Source organism: Budvicia aquatica DSM 5075 = ATCC 35567, from assembly GCF_000427805.1.
In the GTDB taxonomy this organism is placed as follows: Bacteria; Pseudomonadota; Gammaproteobacteria; order Enterobacterales; family Enterobacteriaceae; genus Budvicia; species Budvicia aquatica.
Map to the genome: position 1 here is coordinate 1 of NZ_ATYS01000031.1, position 23,837 is coordinate 23,837.

At 46.1% G+C, this 23,837-nt stretch carries 18 protein-coding genes; 1 reads left to right on the forward strand and 17 read right to left on the reverse strand.

Annotated elements, in window-relative coordinates:
* The 10 genes from YWE_RS0113115 to pdxB form a co-directional block, all read right to left on the reverse strand.
* On the reverse strand, window positions 1-3,492 hold a 3,492-nt coding region (locus YWE_RS0113115), incomplete at its 3' end, for a beta strand repeat-containing protein (RefSeq protein ID WP_029094951.1).
* Window positions 3,493-4,005: 513 nt separating this feature from the next.
* On the reverse strand, window positions 4,006-5,523 hold the full coding sequence (purF, locus tag YWE_RS0113120; protein WP_029094952.1) for an amidophosphoribosyltransferase: 1,518 nt from the start codon (window positions 5,521-5,523) through the stop codon (window positions 4,006-4,008).
* A 49-nt stretch (window positions 5,524-5,572) separates the two neighbouring features.
* Complete coding sequence (gene cvpA / locus YWE_RS0113125) at window positions 5,573-6,067, reverse strand: colicin V production protein (protein ID WP_029094953.1); 495 nt, start codon at window positions 6,065-6,067, stop codon at window positions 5,573-5,575.
* 135 nt (window positions 6,068-6,202) lie between these two features.
* Window positions 6,203-6,955 (reverse strand): cell division protein DedD, encoded by a 753-nt coding sequence (gene dedD, locus YWE_RS0113130; protein WP_029094954.1) that lies wholly within the window; start codon window positions 6,953-6,955, stop codon window positions 6,203-6,205.
* Complete coding sequence (gene folC, locus YWE_RS0113135; RefSeq protein ID WP_029094955.1) at window positions 6,948-8,228, reverse strand: bifunctional tetrahydrofolate synthase/dihydrofolate synthase; 1,281 nt, start codon at window positions 8,226-8,228, stop codon at window positions 6,948-6,950. Before folC ends, dedD begins: the two co-directional genes overlap by 8 nt.
* 93 nt (window positions 8,229-8,321) lie before the next feature.
* Entirely contained in the window at window positions 8,322-9,239 is a 918-nt protein-coding gene (accD, locus tag YWE_RS0113140) for an acetyl-CoA carboxylase, carboxyltransferase subunit beta (protein WP_029094956.1), read from the reverse strand.
* Between the two features lie 183 nt (window positions 9,240-9,422).
* Window positions 9,423-10,088 (reverse strand): DedA family protein, encoded by a 666-nt coding sequence (locus YWE_RS0113145; protein ID WP_029094957.1) that lies wholly within the window; start codon window positions 10,086-10,088, stop codon window positions 9,423-9,425.
* Window positions 10,089-10,101: 13 nt separating this feature from the next.
* The gene (gene truA, locus YWE_RS0113150) at window positions 10,102-10,917 is read right to left on the reverse strand and encodes a tRNA pseudouridine(38-40) synthase TruA (RefSeq protein WP_029094958.1); all 816 of its coding nucleotides are present in this window, start codon (window positions 10,915-10,917) and stop codon (window positions 10,102-10,104) included.
* On the reverse strand, window positions 10,917-11,927 hold the full coding sequence (locus YWE_RS0113155) for an aspartate-semialdehyde dehydrogenase (protein ID WP_029094959.1): 1,011 nt from the start codon (window positions 11,925-11,927) through the stop codon (window positions 10,917-10,919). The genes truA and YWE_RS0113155 overlap by 1 nt, the downstream gene beginning before the upstream one ends.
* A gap of 109 nt (window positions 11,928-12,036) precedes the next feature.
* A complete protein-coding gene (gene pdxB / locus YWE_RS0113160) occupies window positions 12,037-13,164 on the reverse strand; it encodes a 4-phosphoerythronate dehydrogenase PdxB (RefSeq protein WP_029094960.1) in 1,128 nt (375 codons plus the stop codon).
* Between the two features lie 356 nt (window positions 13,165-13,520).
* Between pdxB and queC the strand changes: the two genes are divergently transcribed.
* Window positions 13,521-14,225: a 7-cyano-7-deazaguanine synthase QueC gene (gene queC / locus YWE_RS0113165; RefSeq protein ID WP_029094961.1), complete on the forward strand. Its 705-nt coding sequence runs from the start codon at window positions 13,521-13,523 to the stop codon at window positions 14,223-14,225.
* Window positions 14,226-14,286: 61 nt separating this feature from the next.
* Here queC and YWE_RS0113170 read toward each other — a convergent pair whose 3' ends face one another.
* The 7 genes from YWE_RS0113170 to tig form a co-directional block, all read right to left on the reverse strand.
* Window positions 14,287-14,634: a ComEA family DNA-binding protein gene (locus tag YWE_RS0113170; RefSeq protein WP_029094962.1), complete on the reverse strand. Its 348-nt coding sequence runs from the start codon at window positions 14,632-14,634 to the stop codon at window positions 14,287-14,289.
* A 171-nt stretch (window positions 14,635-14,805) separates the two neighbouring features.
* Window positions 14,806-16,692 (reverse strand): peptidylprolyl isomerase, encoded by a 1,887-nt coding sequence (gene ppiD, locus YWE_RS0113175; RefSeq protein WP_029094963.1) that lies wholly within the window; start codon window positions 16,690-16,692, stop codon window positions 14,806-14,808.
* Window positions 16,693-16,944: 252 nt separating this feature from the next.
* Window positions 16,945-17,217, reverse strand: coding sequence for a nucleoid-associated protein HU-beta (hupB, locus tag YWE_RS0113180; RefSeq protein ID WP_029094964.1), 273 nt, complete (start codon window positions 17,215-17,217; stop codon window positions 16,945-16,947).
* A gap of 189 nt (window positions 17,218-17,406) precedes the next feature.
* Window positions 17,407-19,764, reverse strand: coding sequence for an endopeptidase La (gene lon / locus YWE_RS0113185; RefSeq protein ID WP_029094965.1), 2,358 nt, complete (start codon window positions 19,762-19,764; stop codon window positions 17,407-17,409).
* Between the two features lie 452 nt (window positions 19,765-20,216).
* Window positions 20,217-21,488, reverse strand: a complete 1,272-nt coding sequence (clpX, locus tag YWE_RS0113190) for an ATP-dependent protease ATP-binding subunit ClpX (protein ID WP_029094966.1) — start codon at window positions 21,486-21,488, stop codon at window positions 20,217-20,219.
* Between the two features lie 140 nt (window positions 21,489-21,628).
* On the reverse strand, window positions 21,629-22,252 hold the full coding sequence (gene clpP, locus YWE_RS0113195) for an ATP-dependent Clp endopeptidase proteolytic subunit ClpP (protein ID WP_029094967.1): 624 nt from the start codon (window positions 22,250-22,252) through the stop codon (window positions 21,629-21,631).
* A 105-nt stretch (window positions 22,253-22,357) separates the two neighbouring features.
* Entirely contained in the window at window positions 22,358-23,662 is a 1,305-nt protein-coding gene (gene tig / locus YWE_RS0113200; protein ID WP_029094968.1) for a trigger factor, read from the reverse strand.
* Between the last annotated feature and the right edge of the window lie 175 nt (window positions 23,663-23,837).

Below are 23,837 nucleotides of genomic sequence, written 5' to 3' on the forward strand. Positions count from 1 at the left end.
AATGGTTTTGGCGTTGGTAATGGTACTGTCGCTGCCTTTGATATGAATGGCGGTACCGTTAGCCTGAATATTCCCGCTATTCACCAGGTGGCCGTTGTTCAGGCTGATGGCCGTATGGTCAGCGCCTAAAGATAAGTTGATGGTGCCTTGGTTATCAATCTCGCCGCCGTTCTCGGCCAAAAAGGCCGTGGAGCCGCTGCTGCCGTTGCCGGAGGTTACCGTGGCTTTATTTTCCACCAGGCTATGCTCACCGCTGGCTTTACCGACAATCGCCTTATCGCCGCTGATATTAAAGGCCGCGCCGTTTTCAATCACCGCTTTACCGGCGTTCTCTGCCAGTACACCGGTAGCATTAGTGCCGATAGTCAACAGGCTGCCGGTGGCCAGCGTCGCCAATGAGCCAACACCGCTTACCCGAATGCCAGAGGTGATTTTATCGCTACCCGCTTTACCTGACAGATTCAGGTTCAGTGCGCCGCCCAGCGTTGCGGTGTCAGTGACATAGAATAAGGTGGCCCCGTCGCCGTTGACCTGCGTCTCGGTAGTGCCGGCATCGGTAATAATCTGAGAGCCGTTTCCATCAACCCAGAAGGCAATCTGGTCGGCGTTATTGCTGTCAAAGTTCACCGCAACTTTATCATTCAGCGTGACGGTACTGCCTGCAGTAGCATGAACGCCCACCGTTCCTGCGCCGTTCAGATTNACNGCCGCNGCANTGANNCCATCACCGATNGTNACNGNGACCTGNCTGCCGTCNGCTAACACACCAGTGGTCCGGGTGGCATCATCCGCCCCGTNCCAGTTNCCGTTTAAGGTCAGGTTGCCGGTAGAACTCAATTGGGTTTCAAGGGTGCTGGCCGAGGCTTTGAGCCCCACCGAGCCTTGACCGTCTAAGGTGATATTGCCGCTGTTTACGCCAACCGCCCCTTCTTCCACCTGAATACCGGTGGTGTTATCNCCGCTAAANNNNATNNTACCNGAGTTNGTTAAGGTTGCTAAATTGCGGGCAATATAGCCNACNACGCCGTTAAGCGATGAGTTNAGNTTNGCNCCGGCGGTCAGCGAGGTGGCTTTTTTCTCCGCCTCGGTCATNNTNTTTTCNGCACCGGTCAGGTCATNGCCCTGCCCGTCGGCAATGCCGGCAATCGCCCCTTCGCCGGAGAGTTTTATGGTAGCAGTGCTGCCAATATTACCGGTCGCCCCGCCTTCAATCAGGAAGCCGGTAGCGTTTTTACCGTTCACATTGACCGTCATACCGCCCGAATCAACCTGGGTGCCGGTACCGGTCGCCACAATAACCGTGGAGTTATCGCCGGAGGCCGACATGGTCGAGGTGGATGCAGAAGATCCGGTAAAGGTCGCGCCGCCGTCAAGGCGCATCAGCGTAGAATTTTTAGTGGTAACGTCTTGGGCACCGCTACTGGTGTTATTGATTTTAGAACCGGCACCATAAATGTAATAGCCAATCTGGTTTTCACCATCGGCGAAAGTCACTCGTCCATTGCCGGTAAGATTTATCTGACCTTGATTCTTTGCATGAATGGCAATCGCATTATCACCGGTTACATTCACCGTACCGGAAACGGTGGTGATAGAACCTAAACTCTCCACCCACACGCCAAAGTTATTGAGCTTATTGGCAGTTTGTTTACCGACAACGTTAATATCCCCGGAAGAGGATGCTTGCGCGCCATTATATACATGCAGGCCAATGTTATTGGTGCCTTTTACATTGATGGTTCCGCTATTATTGATGCCGTAGGTTTTACCGGTGGCGGAAATACCGATATTTGATGCCGCCGTTTCTGACTTCTCACCTAAAATATCGATAGTGCCGCTGTTGGTAAAGTTAGCATTACCGACATGAGATATTCGCACAGCCGTAGAGCCCTGAGCTTTTTCACCCAGTATCATTTGACCACTATTGGTATTGGCACCGCCGGTGCTTGCCAGATTGACAATTTGTGATTCAACCGAGGTATTGACCGCCGTTCCGTCAGCCTTTAAGCCTAAGGTCATTAAACCTTGATTATCAAAGGTACCGCTGTTAGCAAAAATACCAAATACACGGCCCGGATTAACACGATCGGCATCAGAAAGGTTGATAATTCCCTTATTAGTGACCTTTCCACCATTGAAAAGGAAAAAACCGTAGCTTGAGTCTATCGTGAAGCTCCCGCCCGGTGATAAATTAATGATTCCCTGAGTATCATTAATGTAATGGCTGTTCTGACCGTTGACTCTGCTTAAGTAGGTAATAACCGGACTGTCATTATTGTTGATTAATCCCTGATTGATAAAGGTACTGCCACTTTTAACAATCACGCCATAGCCGAAACCCCAACTGCTTATCCTACCTTGGTTAATACCGGTACTGCCATTTTCCAGCATCACCATACTGATGCCTTCATTACTGTTGTGATTCACCGTACCAGTTAATGAGCCGGTCAATACGGCTGTCGCTTTGCTGCCGCTGGCATGAAGTGGCGCAAAAACACCCACGTCGGCAGTTAAAATCGGATCGTTAACGACAGTACCAACAGGGACTGGGTTAACAAGATAGGTCACATTTCTAACGGTATACGCTTTGGCCAATTGGCTATCGTACGCTGTACCTGCCAGTTTTCTGCCCTTGACCTGTTCGATTAGCCAATTGTTATAATTTCTTAATCCGGCTAAATCTTTAATCTCGATAGTTGAGCCATCAAATGCGGTTATTGAATTGGCATAAATATAGTATGAGGTTTGGGCAGTTTCTTGAGTTGCACTGGTGACATTAGCGCCCTGAGCAACAATATTGTCAGATGCCCAAATCACTTTTGCATCAGTGGTCGTACTCACCGCAGAAGCTAACTGAGTATCCTTAAAGCTGGCGCTAATTCTGGGGGCAACAACGTTGATAGTTGCTTCACCGTTAGTTACCTTTACGAAGCCGGCTTGATAATAATAGGGAGCGGAAGTAACCGAGAGATCGATAACGTTAACCACAGGGTTTCTGAGGCTTTGTGTGATTTTATCTGAGTGATACATATTGACCGTTGAGGTCACGCCGGACTGCGGGTCAGTTACCACAGCCGTGTTATCTTTATTGCCAAAAGCGATTAACGGTTTACCGTTCGATTTTTCCGTCGTATTGGTGATATAGCCTTGATCTATGGCGTCATCAGCGGTCATCAGTATCCTGCCGGAACTGGTATTGTCATTAAAAATTGAAGGTCCGCTGACGGTATAATTTTTACCATCATTGACGAACATGGTTTCCGCACCGCTATTGGCGAAAACGAAATCCCACGAACTGGTCAAATCACAGGTTAATGCCGTAGTGTCACAATGAGGTGATGAAAATGCGGAGGCGGATAATAGCGACAATCCAAGTCCTATTCCTGCCAGCGTCTTATTTGTAGAACTTTTAACTTTTCCACGTCCTAACTCAGAAGTAACAGTCCAAGTTCCTAACACGTTGTTCCAAATAATTCGATAGATTTTATTCACAGATACAATTCCCTATGCTCAAGTCCAATAAATCGATAGAAATCTACTTATGGACTGCTTAAAACCACACAAAGGGAATTATCATCCATAAACAAAATCGTCCTATATACAGCGACAATAGTAGATCACTATCGATTTTTTAATAAATTGTTAATAACGATCGATTAACATCATTTGATAAACATAATCTATCAAACAACTTGTATCGATCGTCACATTCAATTTAAAAGCATTCTAGCATGTGTTGCAGAGTAAGTAAAAAACACGGAAAATGATTACATCTATTTGATTAATAAATATAAATTATGATTTCATTGAAGTATTGACTTAGAATGGCATAAAAAATAGCCACTCACACAAAAGAGTTAAAACCTCTTATTTTTAAATAAAACTAATGCGTTATAGGCATGAAATATAGAATAAAAAAACGCATCTTAATATTAAGATGCGTTTTATTTTTTATAATATTAAAAGAGCGTTATTTAACCTAAAAATAGAATGGGAGTTATATAATCACCCTTCGTTATATAATTCTAAGTTTTCTGCGTTATGATGATCGATATCTGCTTTAACGTCATCATTACGTAATGAATCTAAATAATCCAGATAGTTCTGATCGATATCCTTGGTGACATAAATGCCATCGAATACTGAACATTCAAACTGTTGAATGTCCTGATTATCATCACGGACGGCGTCTATTAAATCGCCTAAGTCCTGAAATATTAAAGCATCGGCTCCGATGATTTTGGCTATTTCGTCTACTTCTCGTCCGTGGGCAATGAGTTCATTGGCGCTGGGCATATCGATGCCATAAACATTAGGAAAACGGACTTCAGGCGCAGCAGAGGCCAAATAGACTTTCTTCGCGCCTGCTTCACGAGCCATTTCAACGATCTGCTCAGACGTTGTCCCGCGTACAATTGAATCATCAACCAACAAAACGCACTTATCGCGAAATTCGGCACGATTAGCATTGAGTTTACGCCGCACCGACTGCCGACGGGCCTGCTGCCCCGGCATGATAAATGTACGGCCAACATACCGGTTTTTCACAAATCCCTGACGATAAGGCTTATCTAAAATTCGGGCGATCTCTAAGGCTATATCACAGGAGGTTTCAGGAATTGGGATCACCACATCGATGTCTAAATCATCCCATTCACGGGCAATCTTTTCACCCAAGGTTTTCCCCATACGAACCCGAGCGCTATAGACCGAGATCTTATTCATAAACGAATCAGGGCGAGCAAAATAGACATATTCAAACAGGCAAGGATGATTTTTAGGGTTATCGGCACACTGCTGGGTAAACATTTGCCCTTGTTCTGTCACGTAGACGGCCTCTCCCGGCTCCACGTCACGCATAAAGTCGAACCCTAAGGTATCAAGCGCAACGCTCTCAGAGGCAACCATATGCTCAATACGGCCATCGTCTAATGTGCGTTTACCAATGACCAGCGGTCGAATGCCGTTAGGATCGCGAAATGCCAGCATACCGTGACCAATAATCATCGCAACGCAGGCATAGGCTCCACGAATTAATTTATGGGTGTTACGGACTGAAGTAAAAACGTCGTCTGGTTTCAAAGGATAGTGGCGGAAATTATCCAACTCACTGGCCAGAATGTTCAGTAAAACTTCGGAATCAGAAGTGGTATTGATATGGCGGCGGGCGACTTCAAAAATTTTCTTTTTTAACTCATGGGCATTAGTCAGGTTGCCGTTATGAGCCAGCGTAATTCCATATGGAGAGTTAACATAGAAAGGCTGAGCTTCAGATGCCGTAGAACCACCCGCTGTAGGGTAGCGGACGTGGCCAATCCCCATATTGCCCTGAAGCCGCTGCATATGCCGCATTTCGAACACATCTTTGACCAGTCCGTTGGCTTTTCTTAGCCGAAAGCAGTTGTTCGCATCAATAGTGACAATGCCTGCGGCATCTTGTCCACGGTGCTGTAGCACCGTGAGAGCATCATAAATGGATTGGTTAACAGGTGTAAAACCAACAATACCGACAATACCGCACATGCTGTCTTTTCCTCATCAGTATCACCGCCCTCCCACCTGACGACTGTGTCTATTGCAGGGAATGCGGCAAGAAACTCGAAGTGCTCTGCAAGTAGTCAAAAAACCACTTGATGATATGACTAAATTGCGGGATTAACTGAGACTGCTTCCAGTCTGTTGTCTGCGAGAACGATGTAAATGAGTCGAGGAAAAACAACATAGCAGCAACAATCAATACCCCACGCAGCGCACCAAAACAGATGCCCAGAACGCGGTCAGTACCGGAAAGTCCGGTGTGTTTAACCAAAGAGCCAATCACATAGTTAACAATAGCACCCACAATCAGCGTAGCAATAAATAGCGCGGCAATCGCAATTCCGTTACGAACCAACTCGTCTTCGAACTGCGTGAAGTACAGGGTCAGATATGGATAAAACTGGCTGGCAATAAAAAAGGCTGCTATCCAGGTTACCAGCGACAGGGCTTCACGGACAAATCCGCGAATCAGGCTTACCAGCGAAGAGAAAGCAATCACGCCGATAATCACATAATCAACCCACATCAACATACACACATCCATGTATTCATATCATGATACTTCATAAAATCAGCCTATATAAATGCTACGCCGTCTGATTTGCAGCGCATTCTATCAGAAAAAGAAAACGTTTGCGTAGTGGAATTACGCCTTAAGCAAACGTTACCGTACGGTGCTATATGCTTTAACTTGTCCATTCAAGCCGGTGAGTTGTTTCAACTCAGGCAAGGCAGCTTCAAGTTTTTGTTTTGATGTATCCGGTCCGACTACTAATCGGGTGACTTTTCCCTGAACCGGCGTTGCCGGAACCGTATAGACCCGATAACCGGACAGCCTTAAAGTGGCGACAATTTCGTTCACTTTATCTGCATTTTTCAATGCACCAAGCTGAACAATATAGGCCTGCCCTACCGGTGGTTTTTCAGCTTCAACAGGCTTGCTTGGTTTGGCTTCAACGGGTTTAGTTTCAACGGGCTTAACGTCAACCGGTTTAGTCTGTGGCTTATTCTCAGCGGTCTTTGGCTTAACCTCTACCGGCTTTGATTCTATCGGTTTGGGATCGACAGGCTTAGTTGGCGGTTGTGGCTCAGGGTTGGCCTCCGGCTGGTTATTTCCTGCCGTTGCAGATGGAACCAACGGAGGAGGTTCAACGCTTGTCGGCCGTTGTGCTGAATTTGCACCAGCCTGACCATTTGAAGCGGCTTCGGGAGCATCGTTATCAGCAGACAAAGAATGATTTACCGTTGGTAAAATATCGGTATTTTGATCGTCGCCTTCCTTAGGAACTAAAGGAATAGAGGCGAACTCCTCTTCGTAATGCTTTTTCTTACCATCAAACAGGCTGGGAAGGACAATCACGCCAACGGCGACAATAACCACCGCTCCAATCAGCCTATTTTGAAATTGACTAGCCACACTGTTCTCCTGTGAATGACTCCAGCGCTTCCATAACATGCGCAACGGTATGGAATGAACCACAAACGATTATCACATCCTGCGTATTCGCATCCAGCAAGGCCTGCTGCCAGGCGCGCTTTACGTCAGGGAAACATCGGGATTCAGGTAAATACTGCGCCAATTGCTCAGCCGTAGCGCCGCGCGGCCCTTCAAGAGGGGCACAGTACCAAGCGTCAACCAGCGGTTTAAGCAGGGCCAGGGTACCTTCGATATCTTTATCTGAAAGCATGCCAACGACGGCATAGACCTTCCCCCCCAGATCGGGTAACGCAGCAAGACGTTCCGCCAGATAGCCTGCGGCGTGCGGGTTATGGGCAACGTCTAAAATTCGTAGCGGGTTTTCACCTACGGTTTGAAAACGCCCCGGTAATGATGCCTGCAACAGCCCCTGGTGAATGGCCTGTTCACTAACTTGAAGTGAAGAATAGTGTAAAGCAGCCAGAGCCGTTGCTGCATTGGCCAACGGAACGTTTGGCAACGGTAATCCAGTAATCGTTTGATTATCCGACTTCCAGCACCATTCGGATGCCGGTAAATTTAGCTCAAATGACCATTCATAGCCGCGTCGATAAAGCGGTGAATTCAGCCCGTTAGCCACATCACCAATAGTCGATGGCATATCAGGCTCTCCGACAACTGCCGGTTTATTTGAACGGAAAATGCCCGCCTTTTCACGCCCGATGCTTTCCCGATCGCTGCCCAGCCAGTCAGTATGATCCAGCGCTATGCTGGTCACTACCGCTACGTCGGCATCGACAATATTTGTCGCATCCAGACGCCCGCCTAAACCAACCTCTAAAATAACCACGTCTAAGCCAGACTGTTTAAACAGCTGAAGCGCCGACAATGTACTGTATTCGAAGTAAGTTAAAGAAATGTCTTTGCGGCCGGTTTCTATCAGGGAAAAAGCTTGGGTATGCAGCTGCTCAGGCAGCTCTTGCCCCTGAATTCTGACTCTTTCTGTATAACGAATCAGATGCGGGGAGCTGTAGACGCCAACGCGATAGCCCTGAGCTATTAGAATGGTTTCAAGCGTACGGCACGTTGTGCCCTTACCATTAGTACCGGCAACGGTGAATACATAGGGGGCGGGTTTGAGCAACCCAAGGCTGTCTGCCACAGAACGAACGCGATCTAAGCCTAACTCAATCGCTTTGCTGTGCAGATGCTCAAGATAGTAAAGCCACGAGGCAAGAGGCGACGTGGCTTGGGGTATATCCAGATCTTTCATGATTCCCGTTCACTTAGCTACGGTTTCATTTTTTGCAGCCCGCTGGTAATAAAATACCAGCGGGCTGTGCGTTTATCATTAGCTGTTAACTAATCAGGCATGCTCTGCATCTTCTGAAGGTGATTCAGGTTGAACCTGCTCCACTTCATGTGCCTCATGCGGCTGCGGTTGATTGGTTAATTTTGCTAAAACACTGGCTAACCGTAAGCGCATTTCCGGACGACGAACGATCATATCAATCGCGCCTTTTTCAATCAGAAACTCACTACGCTGGAAGCCCGGCGGTAATTTTTCACGCACCGTTTGTTCAATAACGCGCGGACCGGCAAAACCAATCAGCGCTTTAGGTTCAGCAACGTTAATATCACCTAACATCGCTAAACTGGCAGATACACCGCCCATAGTCGGATCGGTAAGCACTGAAATATAAGGCAGGCCGCGCTCTTGCATTTTCGCTAATGCAGCACTGGTTTTTGCCATCTGCATTAAAGAAAACAGGGCTTCTTGCATACGGGCACCGCCGCTGGCAGAGAAGCACACCAGAGGACAACCGTCTTCCAATGCTTGTTCTACGCCACGAACGAAGCGCGCACCGACAACCGATGCCATTGAACCGCCCATAAATGAAAACTCAAACGAAGCAACAACAATAGGCATTCCATACAGAGTACCTTTCATTACCACTAACGCGTCTTTTTCACCCGTTTCTTTCTGTGCAGCAGACAGACGGTCTTTATATTTTTTAGAGTCTTTAAACTTAAGCAGATCTTTTGGCTCAAGCTCGCTACCCAGCTCAACTTCACTTCCTTTATCAAGGAAGCTATGTAAACGCACGCGGGCGGTCATACGCATATGGTGATCGCACTTAGGGCAAACGTCCAAATTGCGATCTAACTCGGCACGGTAAAGTACCTGTCCACAGCTGTCACACTTAGTCCAAACACCTTCAGGGATGTTGGCTCTACGCGTCGGTGCGCTACTTTTACTTAAAATTCGTTCAATCCAGCTCATTGATGACCTTTCTGTTTGAACCTAGCATAATGCTGGTCTGTTATTCAGACGGATATCTACCCGTTGCGACAATCAGTGTCTTACACGGATAAGCCGCCCATTAAACCATATTGGCCCGAGAGAGTGGACTAAAAACTTATCAGTCCCCTTTATTCTCGCACCCATAAAAATTAATACATTGAATTATCGAGTATTTTTATTTTTTGCAGCTGCTCGTCTATGGCGTAAAACCTCAATAACGCCGGGAAGAATAGAGATAATAATAATCGCCACTATCAGTAATTTTAAATTATCTTGTACGATCTTCAAGTCGCCAAAAATATATCCTGCATAGGTAAAGAGTAACACCCACAGAAAAGCACCGATAACATTATAAGCAGCAAAACGACGATAGCTCATATGGCCCATACCGGCAACAAAAGGTGCAAATGTCCGAACGATAGGCACAAAACGGGCCAAAATAATCGTTTTACCACCGTGTTTCTCATAAAACTGGTGAGTTTTATCGAGATAGCTCTTACGGAAGATCTTTGAATCCGGATTTTTAAACAGGCTCTCGCCAAAAACCCGGCCAATCGTATAGTTGACGGCATCGCCTAAAATAGCGGCAATTAACATCAGCACAATCATCAGGTGAACATTAATATCGTTAGTTGGTAAGGCTGATAACGCCCCCGCAACGAATAACAGTGAATCACCCGGTAAAAATGGTGTTACTACCAGCCCGGTTTCGCAAAATAAAATCAGGAACAGAATGGCATATACCCAAATACCGTAATCCGCAAAAATCTGTGCCAGATGCACATCAATATGAAGAATGAAGTCGATTAAGAAAGTGATGTATTCCATAGGAGGTTATCAATCATCCACAAAGGTTGTTATCTAAGAATAGCGGACCTAAAGAGACTTCAGGCAAATTAAAATGGTCCGGGTAATCCACTGAAACTAAGTATAGCCCTTCGGCCTTTCCTGTAGCAGCGGCCAGTTTGCGATCTTTCGCCGCCAGCAATTCTGCCATCCAGTTTTCATTTTGATTGCCACAGCCAATCTCTAGCAGGCTGCCGACAATATTTCGTACCATATGATGAACAAAGGCATTGGCCTTAATATCCACCACAACATAATTACCCTGACGGGTTACTTTTAAATGTTTCACATTGCGCCAAGGTGTACGCGACTGGCACTGTACCGCGCGAAAAGAGGTAAAATCATTTTCCCCTAATAGGCTCTGACCTGCCCGATGCATACGCGCTTCATCCAAAGGCAAATGAAAGTGAGTCACACCATGGCTTAATATTGCCGGCCGAAAACGATGATTATAAATCACGTAGCGATATCGACGAGCGGTGGCACTAAAGCGAGCGTGAAACTCACTATTCACCTCAGTTACCCAACGCACGGCAATATCTGAAGGTAAGTTAGCATTTACCCCCATCGTCCAGGCGACCTCTTTACGCATCGCCTGAGTCTCAAAATGAACAACCTGCCCGGTAGCGTGAACGCCGGCATCGGTTCTGCCGGCACAGGAAACGCTGATAGGTTCATTAGCCACCTGAGTCAAAGCCTGTTCCAGATGCCCCTGAACGCTGGCAACCTCTTGCTGGCGTTGCCAGCCATAGTAACGGCTACCATCATACTCAATGCCAAGCGCAATCTTGATTTTGCCGTCGGCGGACATTAGTACATATACTCCTGGATCATCAACTCTGCCGTTTCAACGGCCATTAACGCGCCGCCAAAGCGGACGTTATCAGCAACTGACCAGAACTGAATAAGCTCAGGAATTCCGTAGTCAGTACGCAGACAGCCAATGCTCAGATGCGGATTGCCTGTGGCATCACCCACCTGAGTCGGATAATCATCGCTTTCGCTAATTTGAATATCAGGCGCATTGTCTAAGGCTTCGGCCGCTTCTTGTGCTGATAACGGGCGCAGGCCTTCCAAATGAACAATCTGGGCATTGCCATAGAAAACAGGAGACTGAATACAAGAAACTGAAATAGGTAATCCACTATCCTGTAATACTTTTCGAGCTTCATCAACTAATCGACGCTCTTCTTTTACGCTGCCTTCAGTATCAGGCAAGAGCGGTAATAAATTAAATGCGAGCTGCTTTTGGAAGAAGCCTTCTTCAACCGGTAACCCATTGAGTAAGCGTGCACTTTGTCCGGCTAAATCGTCGACGGCAGCTTTACCGTGAGCAGATGCCGCTAACATCACGGTAACCTGTAAACGAGCCAAATCGGCCAGGTCAGAAAGTGGTTTAATCGCGGTTAAAAGCTGGCTGGTTAAACTATCGGCTACGGCAACAATATTACGGTTGCGATATTCAGCCAGAGCCTGCGGATTTACACTAGGTACCACTAGCGGTACATCAGGTTCAAGTGAAAACAGACCGCTGTTATCAATCACTAAACAGCCATTACCCGCAGCCTCTTCAGCGTACAAATTAGCCGCCTGAGGACCGGCAACAAAAAAGGCCAACTGAGCCTGTGACCAGTCAAACTGGGCGGCATTTTGAACAATAATACTTTTACCGTTATAACGAATGGTTTCGCCGGCGCTACGTTCGCTGGCTAAAAGATAAAGTTCTCCTACCGGAAAATTACGCTCTTCCAATAATTCGAGCAGCGCTTCCCCTACTGCTCCGGTGGCACCAAGTACGGCAATTTGCCAACCATCAGTCATGCTAAACTCTCCGAAAAAATAACAATCAATCGTTCTGGAGCGAAATTATCTGCTGTTTTTCAAACAGAGAAAAGCGCCGTGATATAACCACGAACCCTATTGTGCTGAATTATATAAGTTTGGTACTAAAGCCAAGCTGTTGCAGTAATATTTGGCTATCAGCGTTATCGCATTTGACAGTCAAAGAAGACCACTCCCGGCGTTCAACATAGTCTTTGCGTAAACGATCAAACTCACCCGGCTGACCACCGACGGCTCTTAATGGAGCATCATCACGGCGCACATCATACACCAGATGGATCAATCGTTTGAGTCTGCTCTCATCCAGCTCGCCTTTAAATAGGATTCGGCTAAACTCCGCCTCAGGCAGTAATGAAGAAAGCTCAACGCTTTCAGGCCGTCCGAGATGCTGGCTGAGGGCGTGATAAATTTGTGTGGTTCCGCGCGCTTTGCCTTCCAGCGAGTAACCAGCAATATGAGGAGTGCCAATATCAACCCGAGCTAATAGCGGTAAAAGTAACTCGGGCTCTGGCTCCCATACGTCTAAAATAGTACTGAGTCGCTTACCCTGTTCCAGAGCCTGTAATAACGCGACATTATCGACAACCGGGCCTCGGGAAGCATTAATCAGAATTCGCCCCTCTGGCAATGCGGCTAATAATTCAGCATCAACCATATGATAGGTTTTATCCTGCCCGTCACGATAAAGTGGCGTGTGAAAGGTTAAAACATCGGCCTCTTTAACCAGCTTTTCTAACGGCCAGAAGGTTTCATTACTGTCGATACGCGCTCTTGGCGGATCGCATAATAACGTATTCACACCCAATGCCTTTAATCGAGCATTCAGACGTGACCCCACATTGCCGACACCAACAATTCCTACGGTTTTATCTCTTAGTTCAAAGCGATCCCGCTCAGCCAGCATTAATAATGCAGAAAACACATACTCAACCACCGCAATCGCATTACAACCCGGAGCGCCAGAAAAGCCAATCCCCTGCTGCTTCAACCATTGGTCATCAACATGGTCAGTACCTGCGGTAGCGGTGCCGACGAAACTGACATGAGAGCCCGCCAGTAGTGCCTGATTAACCTTAGTTACCGAACGTACCATTAGGGCGTCGGCATCTGCCAGCGTACCACTGTCTAATTGCCGACCGGCAACTAAACGCACATCCCCTAGTCGCCCAAACAAAGTTTTGGCATAGGGCATATTTTCATCAGCCACAATTTTCACGTTATTTTTCTCTTATGCATTCCGGCAGAACACCGGTGGTTTCATATTATTGAGACTATCCATCGTAAAACATGGCATCATAGCCGCCCTATGGTTCTGGTTAGAATTTGCAACTTTGCAGACCTTGGGATCCCTTTGTGCTCAAGCTTGCCATGTTATCAGCCTGACTATGCAACACAATCAAATTAAAAATAATGTACTGGTATACACCCAAAATCATTCGAGTTGCAGGACAAAAGGCCCCGGCCTTTTTTAAATAGCGCATCAGGTTGTAGCGGCTCATTATATCTGAAGAAATATCATCTTCTGCTATTGCAGCAAAAAATTAGACTAATATCGAAAATTACGGAGTTGAGATGAAACGTGCAGTAGTTGTTTTTAGCGGCGGACAGGATTCAACAACCTGCCTTATTCAAGCCCTTAAACAATATGACGAAGTACACTGTGTTACTTTTGATTATGGTCAACGCCATCAGGCTGAAATCGATGTCGCCAGAGATTTAGCTATCACTTTGGGCGCTAGCGCTCATAAAGTAATGGACGTCGGGTTATTAAATGAATTGGCTATCAGTAGCCTGACGCGTGACAATATTCCGGTTCCTAAAACCAGCGGTGACGATATTCCGAGTACCTTTGTTCCCGGTAGAAATATATTATTTCTGACACTGTCCGCTATTTACGCCTATCAAATTAAAGCCGAAGCCGTCATTACCGGCGTTTGCGAAACCGACTTTTCTGGTTATCCGGATTGTAGGGACGAATTTGTTAAATCCCTCAATCATGCAGTCTCCTTAGGGATGGCCTATGATATTCGTTTTGAAACGCCGCTAATGTGGCTGGATAAAGCAGAAACATGGGCTCTGGCTGACTATTACAGCCAACTAGATCTCATTCGTCACCAAACTTTGACTTGCTATAACGGCATCAAGGGCGATGGCTGTGGTGAATGCCCGTCCTGCCATTTAAGAGCTAACGGACTCAGCCGCTATTTAGACAATAAACAAGCCATTATGGGCAGTTTGAATACTAAGCTAATGTTGGGATCGGTCAAACCTGATTAATCTCGTCTATGTACCGCATACGATACCGTTCGGTGAAGTATGCGGTTCGTTCAGCTCACGACTAAAGCTTCAGCCGGGATAGATTACGCTCCACGGTGGCAATCCCGATACCGGGAACTTCCTGAAGCTGTTCGATTGAAGCAAACGGACCATTCTTTTCCCGATAGCCAATAATATTCTGCGCCTTTTTCAGTCCGATACCCTCCATGACCTCGGCCAGTTGCTCTGCCGTAGCCTGATTTAAACTTACCTGAGATTCTTGTGATTCGTTCTGTTCTTGCATCATCACACTGGTCGGCGAAGCAGATTCTTTAGCCGTCGATTTGGCCGGAGCCGAGTGGCTGATAGCCGGAATCAACAGTGCGCTGGAGAGTAATAAATGAATAAAGAGAGAAGATGATTTTTTCATACGGGCATCCTTTTAAAAGTTAACTGTGCCTGTTGGTCACAGAGCCCATACACTGCCGATGTCATCGCACAGCAACAATTAGGATATTCCAGATATGCAAAAGGCCACACAGGTGGCCTTTTGATATTGTTAGCTATTACAAAAATTTGCGAAGCCTACTGCACATTTTACCTACTGTGCATCACCGATATCGCCCATCTTAATTTTTGCCTGCTGACGAAGATTGCTCACCAGTGAATCCAGAATAACACCGCTGGTTTGCTTCACTAACTCATCGCTAAAGGCTTTAGCCTCTTCACCAGGAAGGACTCCGGCCTGAACGGCGTCAAGTGCCACTAAAACAACTTCGTCATCTTTATTCATTGATACGCCGTAAGTTGGCTTGCCGTCCTTTGGTGGCGCTAAGGCAAACACGCTGTCAGTCAATTGGGCATCATCTGAACGACGGGTAATGACTTGCTTATCACCAAACTTAACGTTAGCGGCTTTAAGCGCCTCATCAGCCTTATCGGTGTTTAATGCAGCCAGTAGCTTATCAGCCTGCTCACGGGCCATTTTCAGTACTTTCTGACGCTTCAGTAACCCGGCAATATCAGCAGATACTTGCTCAAATGGCTTAATCGCTTCCGGACGATGCTCTGCAATACGCAGAACAAAAGCACGATCGCCATCAACGGTAATTACATCAGAGTTTGGTCCCGGAGCTCCGTTAACGCCGAACAGGCTACCGCCAAAGATTTCTTGAGCGATTTCAGGATAGGACAACTCTTGAGGAATAGAATCACGGGTAAACCAATCACTCTGAACGGCTTTCAGGCCAGAAGCCTTTTCAGCATCTTCCAGTGACAGTTTGTTGCTCGCAGCACCATCGATCAACTTGGTCTGCAGGTCTTCATATTGGTTATATGATTTATCCTGCAGTAAGTTTTGTGCAATTTCAGCTTTAACATCTGCCAGCGGGCGCTGTTGCTCTGGCTGAGAATCATTCAGACGAACAATTAAGTAACCTAAGTCAGAAGGAATAATGCCTGAAATTTGGCCTTTCTCAGTCAGCTTAGCTTTAGCAATATCATCAGTTACTGCGCTGGCTTCAAGCCACCCAAGTTCGCCGCCTTTAGCCGCAGAATCTTTCTCAATCGATTTCTGTTTAGCGACATCAGCAAAATTAGCGCCGCTGTTTAACTGTGCTAAAACAGCCTTAGCATCATTTTCGTTTTCCAACACAATAATGCTGTAGTTGAAGCGAGGCTTTTGCATGTACATCGGTTTGTTCTGGGTATAGAACTCTGCGATTTCTTCGTCGGTGACTTTAATACCGTCATTCAGCGATGCAGCATCTACTTCGATATAATTAATTTTTACGCTTTCAGGAGCGGTAAACCGGCTCTTATTCTGCTCATAAAAATCTTTAATTTCTTGCTCTGTCGGCTCAGCATCTTTTTGAGCTGCCAGCGCTTTCATATCAATGTTGGCCGTGCGTATATCACGCTTTTGGTCAATCAGAGCAATAACCGACTGAGCTTCAGAAGGCAGTGCAAAGTTAGTACCTGAATAGCCTTCTAACAGTTGTTGAGTCAGAAGCTGCTTACGCATCAATTCAGCATATTGCGCAGGCTGATACTGAAAACGGTTTAACAGGCTAAGGTATTTATCGTTATCAAACTTACCGTCGGTCTGAAACTCTGGTGACGATTGGATAGCCAGTTTAACCTGGTCATCACTGATCATCAGACCAATCTTTGTCGCATATTGATCGAGTAGAGTGTCATTAATCATACGATTCAATACTTGCTGACGCAGTTGCTTCATATAGCCTTCGTTAGAAGCTAACTGGGAGAATTGCTCACCTAACTGTTGCTGTAAGCGACCACGTTCACCGGCTAAGGCCTGTTCGAAATTCGCACGACCGATCTCTTGCCCGTTAACTTCGGCGGCATACTGCTGGGAATCACTCCCCATATAGCTACCAACGCCGGTTAATACAAACGACAACATAATCAAGGCAAGGAGAACTTTAAGCACGACGTTATTAGCGGCCGCGCGTAGATTGTCCATCATAGGGTGACAACACTCCGCTGTAATAGGCTAAACCATGAAACCATTAAGCAGGTGAAAACACCGGCAGGTTTGCATTCTTACCTATGCATTGTTTTGCATAAGTCATGGTTATTGGGTTTATAATCACCTTCAAAAAAAGGCATAAAAAAAGCGCATCTTAATGATACGCTTATATTCTATCAGTTCATTGCCATTAGGTAATGCTTTAGCGCTAAAAATAATAGGCGCAATGAAGCAATAACCGACAAAAACTTAGTTAACTGCGTCTTTCAGTGCTTTACCAGCACGGAAGGCAGGAACTTTTGCTGCTGCGATTTTGATTTCTTTGCCAGTTTGTGGATTACGGCCAGTACGTGCAGCACGCTCACGAACAACAAATGAACCAAAACCAACTAAAGCAACCTGATCTCCGCTTTTCAGCGCTTCAGTTACAGCTTCAATAATTGCATCTAATGAACGGCCAGCTGCAGCCTTAGAAATATCTGCACCCGCAGCAATTTGGTCGATCAATTGTGACTTATTCACTATGGAATCCCCTTTACGATAAATTGTCGTCCCTGATCATCGATAGGGATACGACGCCACTGCTGTTATATCAAAGCAAGACCTGTCATAGCAAGTCATGCCGACGCACTAATTTAACGGCACATAAAAAAACTGGCAAGAGAGAATGCTCTTGCCAGTACCATTTTTATCTAGAATATTTGCTGTCTGTCACTGTTTTGGACTTACAGGTTGGGCTCCAAGAGGTGGATTAACCAGCGCAAGGGCTAATACTTCCTCAATTCGCTCAACCGGATGGATATCCAAATCAGCAATAATGTTGTCCGGAATATCTTCCAAATCACGTTTATTCTCAAAAGGAATCAGAACAGTTTTGATTCCACCGCGATGAGCGGCCAACAATTTCTCTTTCAAGCCACCGATTGGAAGCACGTGTCCACGTAAGGTAATTTCACCGGTCATGGCAACGTCGGCACGAACCGGATTCCCCGTCAGACAAGACACCAGCGCGGTACACATCGCAGTACCGGCACTTGGCCCGTCTTTCGGCGTTGCACCTTCTGGCACGTGCACATGAATATCACGCTTTTCGTAAAAGTCAGCGTTAATACCTAACTTTTCCGCTCTGGCGCGAACGACGGTTAACGCAGCCTGAATCGACTCTTGCATAACTTCACCCAGAGAACCGGTATAAGTCAGCTTACCTTTACCCGGAACACAGGCCGTTTCGATAGTCAGTAAATCACCACCGACTTCGGTCCATGCAAGACCGGTGACCTGCCCGATACGGTTTTCGTTGTCCGCACGGCCATAATCAAAGCGTTGAACGCCTAAGAACTCTTTCAAGTTATCGCCATTAACGGTGATATGCTTAACGCTCTTATTCATCAACAGTGTTTTCACGGCTTTACGGCAAACTTTAGATATTTCACGTTCCAGACTACGTACGCCAGCTTCGCGGGTGTAGTAACGAATCATCGACACTATCGCCGAATCATCAAGGGTTAACTCACCCTTTTTCAAAGCATTACGCTCAAGCTGTTTCGGCAGTAAATGCTGCTTAGCAATGTTTAACTTTTCATCTTCGGTATAGCCTGACAAACGAATTACTTCCATACGGTCCAGTAACGGCGCAGGAATATTCATCGAGTTTGATGTTGCCACAAACATGACGTCTGACAGGTCATAGTCCACTTCTAAATAGTGGTCGTTAAATGCCACGTTTTGTTCCGGATCCAGCACTTCTAGCAGTGCAGATGCCGGGTCGCCACGCATGTCCGAAGACATTTTATCAATTTCATCCAGTAGGAAGAGTGGGTTTTTAACCCCGACTTTAGCCATTTTCTGGATCAGTTTGCCCGGCATTGAACCGATATAAGTCCGGCGATGACCACGAATTTCGGCTTCATCACGAACGCCGCCTAATGCCATACGTACATATTTACGTCCGGTCGCGTTGGCAATTGACTGACCTAAAGATGTCTTACCCACGCCCGGAGGCCCGACTAAGCATAAGATAGGTCCTTTAATTTTGCTTACCCGGCTTTGAACTGCCAGATACTCAAGGATGCGATCTTTGACCCGGTCAAGACCGTAATGGTCGGTGTCTAGAATTTCCTGCGCTTTATTCAGGTCCTTTTTGACTTTACTACGGGCGTTCCATGGAACCTGAAGCATCCAGTCAATATAGCCACGTACCACGGTTGCCTCAGCGGACATCGGTGACATCATTTTTAACTTTTGCAGCTCAGCTTCGGTTTTTTCCCGCGCTTCTTTTGGCATCTTAGCCGCTTCGATTTTACGCTTCAGAGTTTCATTCTCATCAGGCGCATCATCCATTTCACCCAGCTCTTTCTGAATAGCTTTCATTTGCTCATTCAGATAATACTCACGCTGGCTTTTTTCCATCTGCTTTTTGACGCGGTTACGGATGCGTTTTTCCACCTGTAACAGATCAATTTCAGATTCCATCATAGCCATCAGAAATTCCAGACGCTCTCCGACATCTGTCATTTCCAAAACGGTCTGCTTATCGCTTAATTTAAGCGACATATGAGCAGCGATGGTGTCGGCCAGTCGAGCCGGATCTTCAATACCGTTTAACGAAGTCAGGACTTCCGGCGGGATCTTTTTATTCAGCTTGATGTAACCATCAAACTGATTGACCGCCGTCCGAATCATCACTTCTTGTTCTTGTTCATCAATACTGGTGCTTGCTAAATATTCAGCCTGTGCGGAGAAATGCTCTCCGTTATCAGCCAGCGTGGTAATGCGCGCACGTTGAATCCCTTCGACCAGTACTTTTACCGTACCGTCTGGTAATTTCAGCATCTGTAAAATAGAGGCTACTGTGCCCACAGAAAATAGATCGTTAACGCCCGGCTCATCCATAGTGGCGTCTTTCTGCGCAACCATAAGAACTTTTTTGTCCTGATCCATAGCGGCTTCAAGACAGCGAATCGATTTCTCCCTACCCACAAATAATGGGATAACCATGTGCGGATAAACCACTACATCTCGTAATGGCAGTGCCGGGATTTCAATGCGTTCGGAACGCTCAGCATTCATAGAGCTCTCTCTTTGTTTGTTTCCATTAAAAACATCAACGGAAAAGGGATACGCCATTAACGTAATACATAGAAGAGTATATGGGGACAATTAAATGACATTCAACGGTAGATTTAGATAAAAAATCAGGATAGTTGAAACACCTTCAAATAGTGTCTGCTCTCCCGCCTGTTATCCACCGAGATCGGGACCGATCAAGCGTCTTATCTATGGTATAGAATAGGATAAAAATAAATAAAATCAATATGTAAAAATGACTATCTGGTTAGTTATATTCAATTAAAGCTAGGAAAAATAGACACGACCAACCGAAAATGAAAGCCGGTTACCCATTGCTTCTGCACTCTGTTGCATCACGATAGATTTTATTTCTCTGAGGTTTCTGCCGGGAAATGATCAAATGCGGGAAGGCTATATTTGTAGCCCCGGAAAGGGGCTACAAAGGTACTTTACTATTCGCCAGAGGCCTGAGCTTCCGGTTTTCCGTAAATCAACAGAGGTTCTGAATTAGATTCAATCACCGATGCATCAATTACCACTTTCTCAACGTTTTCCATTGAAGGAATTTCGTACATGGTATTAAGCAATGCGGCTTCAACGATAGAGCGTAAGCCACGAGCACCTGTCTTACGGGACATGGCTTTCTTCGCTATTGCGACTAAAGCCTCATCACGGAACTCAAGCTCAACGTTTTCGAGATTAAACAATGCCTGATACTGTTTAGTCAGCGCATTTTTAGGCTCATTCAGAATCTGAATCAAGGCTTGCTCATCCAGTTCGCCTAACGTAGCGACTACCGGTAAACGACCGATAAACTCAGGGATCAGACCAAACTTGATCAAATCCTCAGGCTCAACCTGTCTGAACAATTCACCTTCAGTTGCTTTATCAGAAGATTTCTTCACCGTTGCGCCGAAACCAATACCGGTACCGGTTTCAACCCGCTGTGCAATGACCTTATCCAGACCGGCAAAAGCACCACCACAGATAAACAGAATTTTTGAGGTATCAACCTGCAAAAACTCCTGCTGCGGGTGTTTGCGTCCGCCCTGAGGAGGAACTGCGGCAATGGTACCCTCAATCAGTTTCAGCAGTGCCTGTTGTACGCCCTCGCCTGAAACGTCACGAGTAATCGATGGATTATCTGACTTACGTGAGATCTTATCGATTTCATCAATATATACGATGCCCCGCTGCGCTTTCTCAACGTCGTAATCACATTTTTGCAGCAGTTTCTGAATAATATTTTCGACGTCCTCACCCACATAACCCGCTTCGGTCAGCGTGGTGGCATCAGCCATAGTGAAAGGAACATCTAGCAGACGGGCCAATGTTTCAGCCAACAGCGTTTTACCGCTACCGGTCGGGCCTATCAATAAGATATTACTTTTAGCCAATTCCACGCTGTTGCTGTTACCAGCACTGCGTAGGCGCTTATAGTGGTTATAAACCGCTACGGCTAAAACTTTCTTTGCCTGTTCCTGACCAATAACATAGTCATCCAGGTGGTGACGAATTTCATGCGGTGTTGGTAGCGCACTACGATCTTTGTGCGGCACCAGTTCTTTAATCTCTTCGCGAATAATATCGTTACATAAGTCGACACATTCGTCGCAGATATACACTGACGGCCCAGCGATCAATTTGCGAACTTCGTGCTGGCTTTTTCCACAGAAAGTGCAGTACAGCAGCTTTCCTGAACCGTCTTTGCCCTTATCTGTCATCAGTAGACCTCATAAATTTAATCTTAATTCTGTGCATCCTGCGTGACTCACCTGCTCTGGCAATAGCAGCCTATTTTGCCGTTACTATGACACGCTTTGGATCAAGTAACGGCATAAATATCGCTTATTAGATACTACGACTATAGACGAGTAGATAAAACTTCATCAACTAAACCGTACTCCATCGCTTCCTGTGCAGACAGGAATCTATCACGATCGGTATCGCGTTCAATCGTTTCTAACGGCTGGCCGGTATGTTTAGCCATCAGCTCATTCATCAGACGCTTAGTTTTTAAAATTTCCTCAGCGTGAATCTGAATATCTGAAGCCTGCCCGCGGAAGCCACCTAAAGGCTGGTGAATCATTACGCGTGCGTTCGGCTGGCAAAAACGCTTACCTTTGGCTCCGGCGGCTAATAAGAAAGAGCCCATTGAGCAAGCCTGCCCCAGACACATGGTACTAACGTCTGGTTTGATAAACTGCATGGTGTCATAGATTGACATGCCCGCAGTAATCACGCCGCCCGGCGAGTTGATATAAAGGAATATATCTTTTTCAGGATTCTCGGCTTCTAAAAATAGCATTTGCGCCACAATCAGATTAGCCATGTTGTCTTCAACCTCACCGGTTAAAAATATAATACGTTCTTTTAACAGGCGGGAAAAAATGTCATAGGAGCGCTCCCCGCGAGAAGTCTGTTCAACGACCATCGGCACTAAGGCCATGCTTGGTGAAAAATTATCTTGATTGCCACTGTAAGACATGAGGATCTCCTAATAGAAAAATGGCCCGGAAACAAAGCGCCCGAGCCATAGTTAGCAGAAGTATAGAGACTAAGTCAACTATCTAACCTGCTCTCGAAAGAAGCATTATGCAGCTGGAGTCTGATTCATCAGCTCGCTGAAAGTTGTCGCTTTTTCGGTTACTTTAGCTTTAGCAAGCAGGGTTTCAACCGCTTGTTCTTCCAGAGCAACGTTACGCATGTTGTTCATCAGCTCTTTATTCTTGCTGTAGAACTCAATAACTTCTTGCGGATCTTCATACGCAGAAGCCATCTCTTCAATCAGTGCGTTAACGCGGGCTTGATCGGCTTTCAGCTCATTCTTGCTGATCACTTCACCTAACAGCAGGCCAACAACAACGCGGCGTTTAGCTTGCTCTTCAAACAGTTCGCGTGGTAATTCCATCGCTTGCTGTTGGTTTCCGCCAAAACGCTGTGCAGCTTGTTGACGCAGAACGTCGATTTCACCGTCAACTAATGCAGCCGGCACATCGATTTCGTTCGCGCTAATCAGACCATCAATAACCTGTGTTTTCACACGGTTACGAATAGCACCTTTCAGCTCGCGCTCCATGTTTTTACGCACTTCTGCTTTTAAGCCTTCCAGCGTACCGTCAGCGACACCGAAACGAGAAATAAACTCTGGCGTAAACTCTGGTAATTCGCGCTCTTCAACCTTCTTAATAACTATAGCAAATTTAGCTGCTTTGCCTTTTAAGTTTTCAGCGTGGTAGTCTTCTGGGAATGCAACGTCGATAGTGAACTCGTCACCCGCTTTATGCCCGACAACACCGTCTTCAAAACCAGGAATCATGCGGCTTTGGCCCATAGCCAATACGAAATCTGTTGCTTTACCGCCTTCAAACTCTTCACCGTCAATAGAACCAACGAAGTCAAGAGTAACGCGGTCTTCAGCCTGTGCTGCAGCATCAGTTTCTTTCCAAGTTGCCTGTTGCTTGCGTAAGGTGTCCAGCATTTCCTGAACATCTGCATCGCCCACTTCAACAACGGGTTTTTCAACTTCGATGCTTTCTAAATCTTTCAGTTCTACTTCCGGATACACTTCAAATTCAACAGCATAGTTGAAATCTTCGCCCAGCTTATATTCACCCGGTACATACTTAGGTGCGCCAGCCGGATTAATCTTTTCTTTCACGATGGCATCAATAAAATGACGCTGCATCAGTTCGCCCAGAACGTCTTGACGTGCTGAAGCACCATAGCGTTGAGCAATGATGTTCATTGGCACTTTTCCTTTACGGAAACCGTCAATGCGTACTTTCTTAGCAATATCTACGAGTTCTTTTTTTACTGCTTCTTCAATTGCGTTGGCCGCAACAACAATTGATAGACGGCGCCCAAGGCCTTGAGTTGTTTCAACTGAAACTTGCATCTTGTTACCTCAAAAAATCACAGTGCTCGGTCAACTCCAGAAGCCATTTTCAATATATGCACTGAGCTATTTTGAAAAAGCCTCTTAAAACAAGGACGGCCGCATTGCGGTACCTTGTCCCCTGTCGTCAGAAGCATCCCGAATAAAGTCCGGAAAATTAGACGCGACATTATAG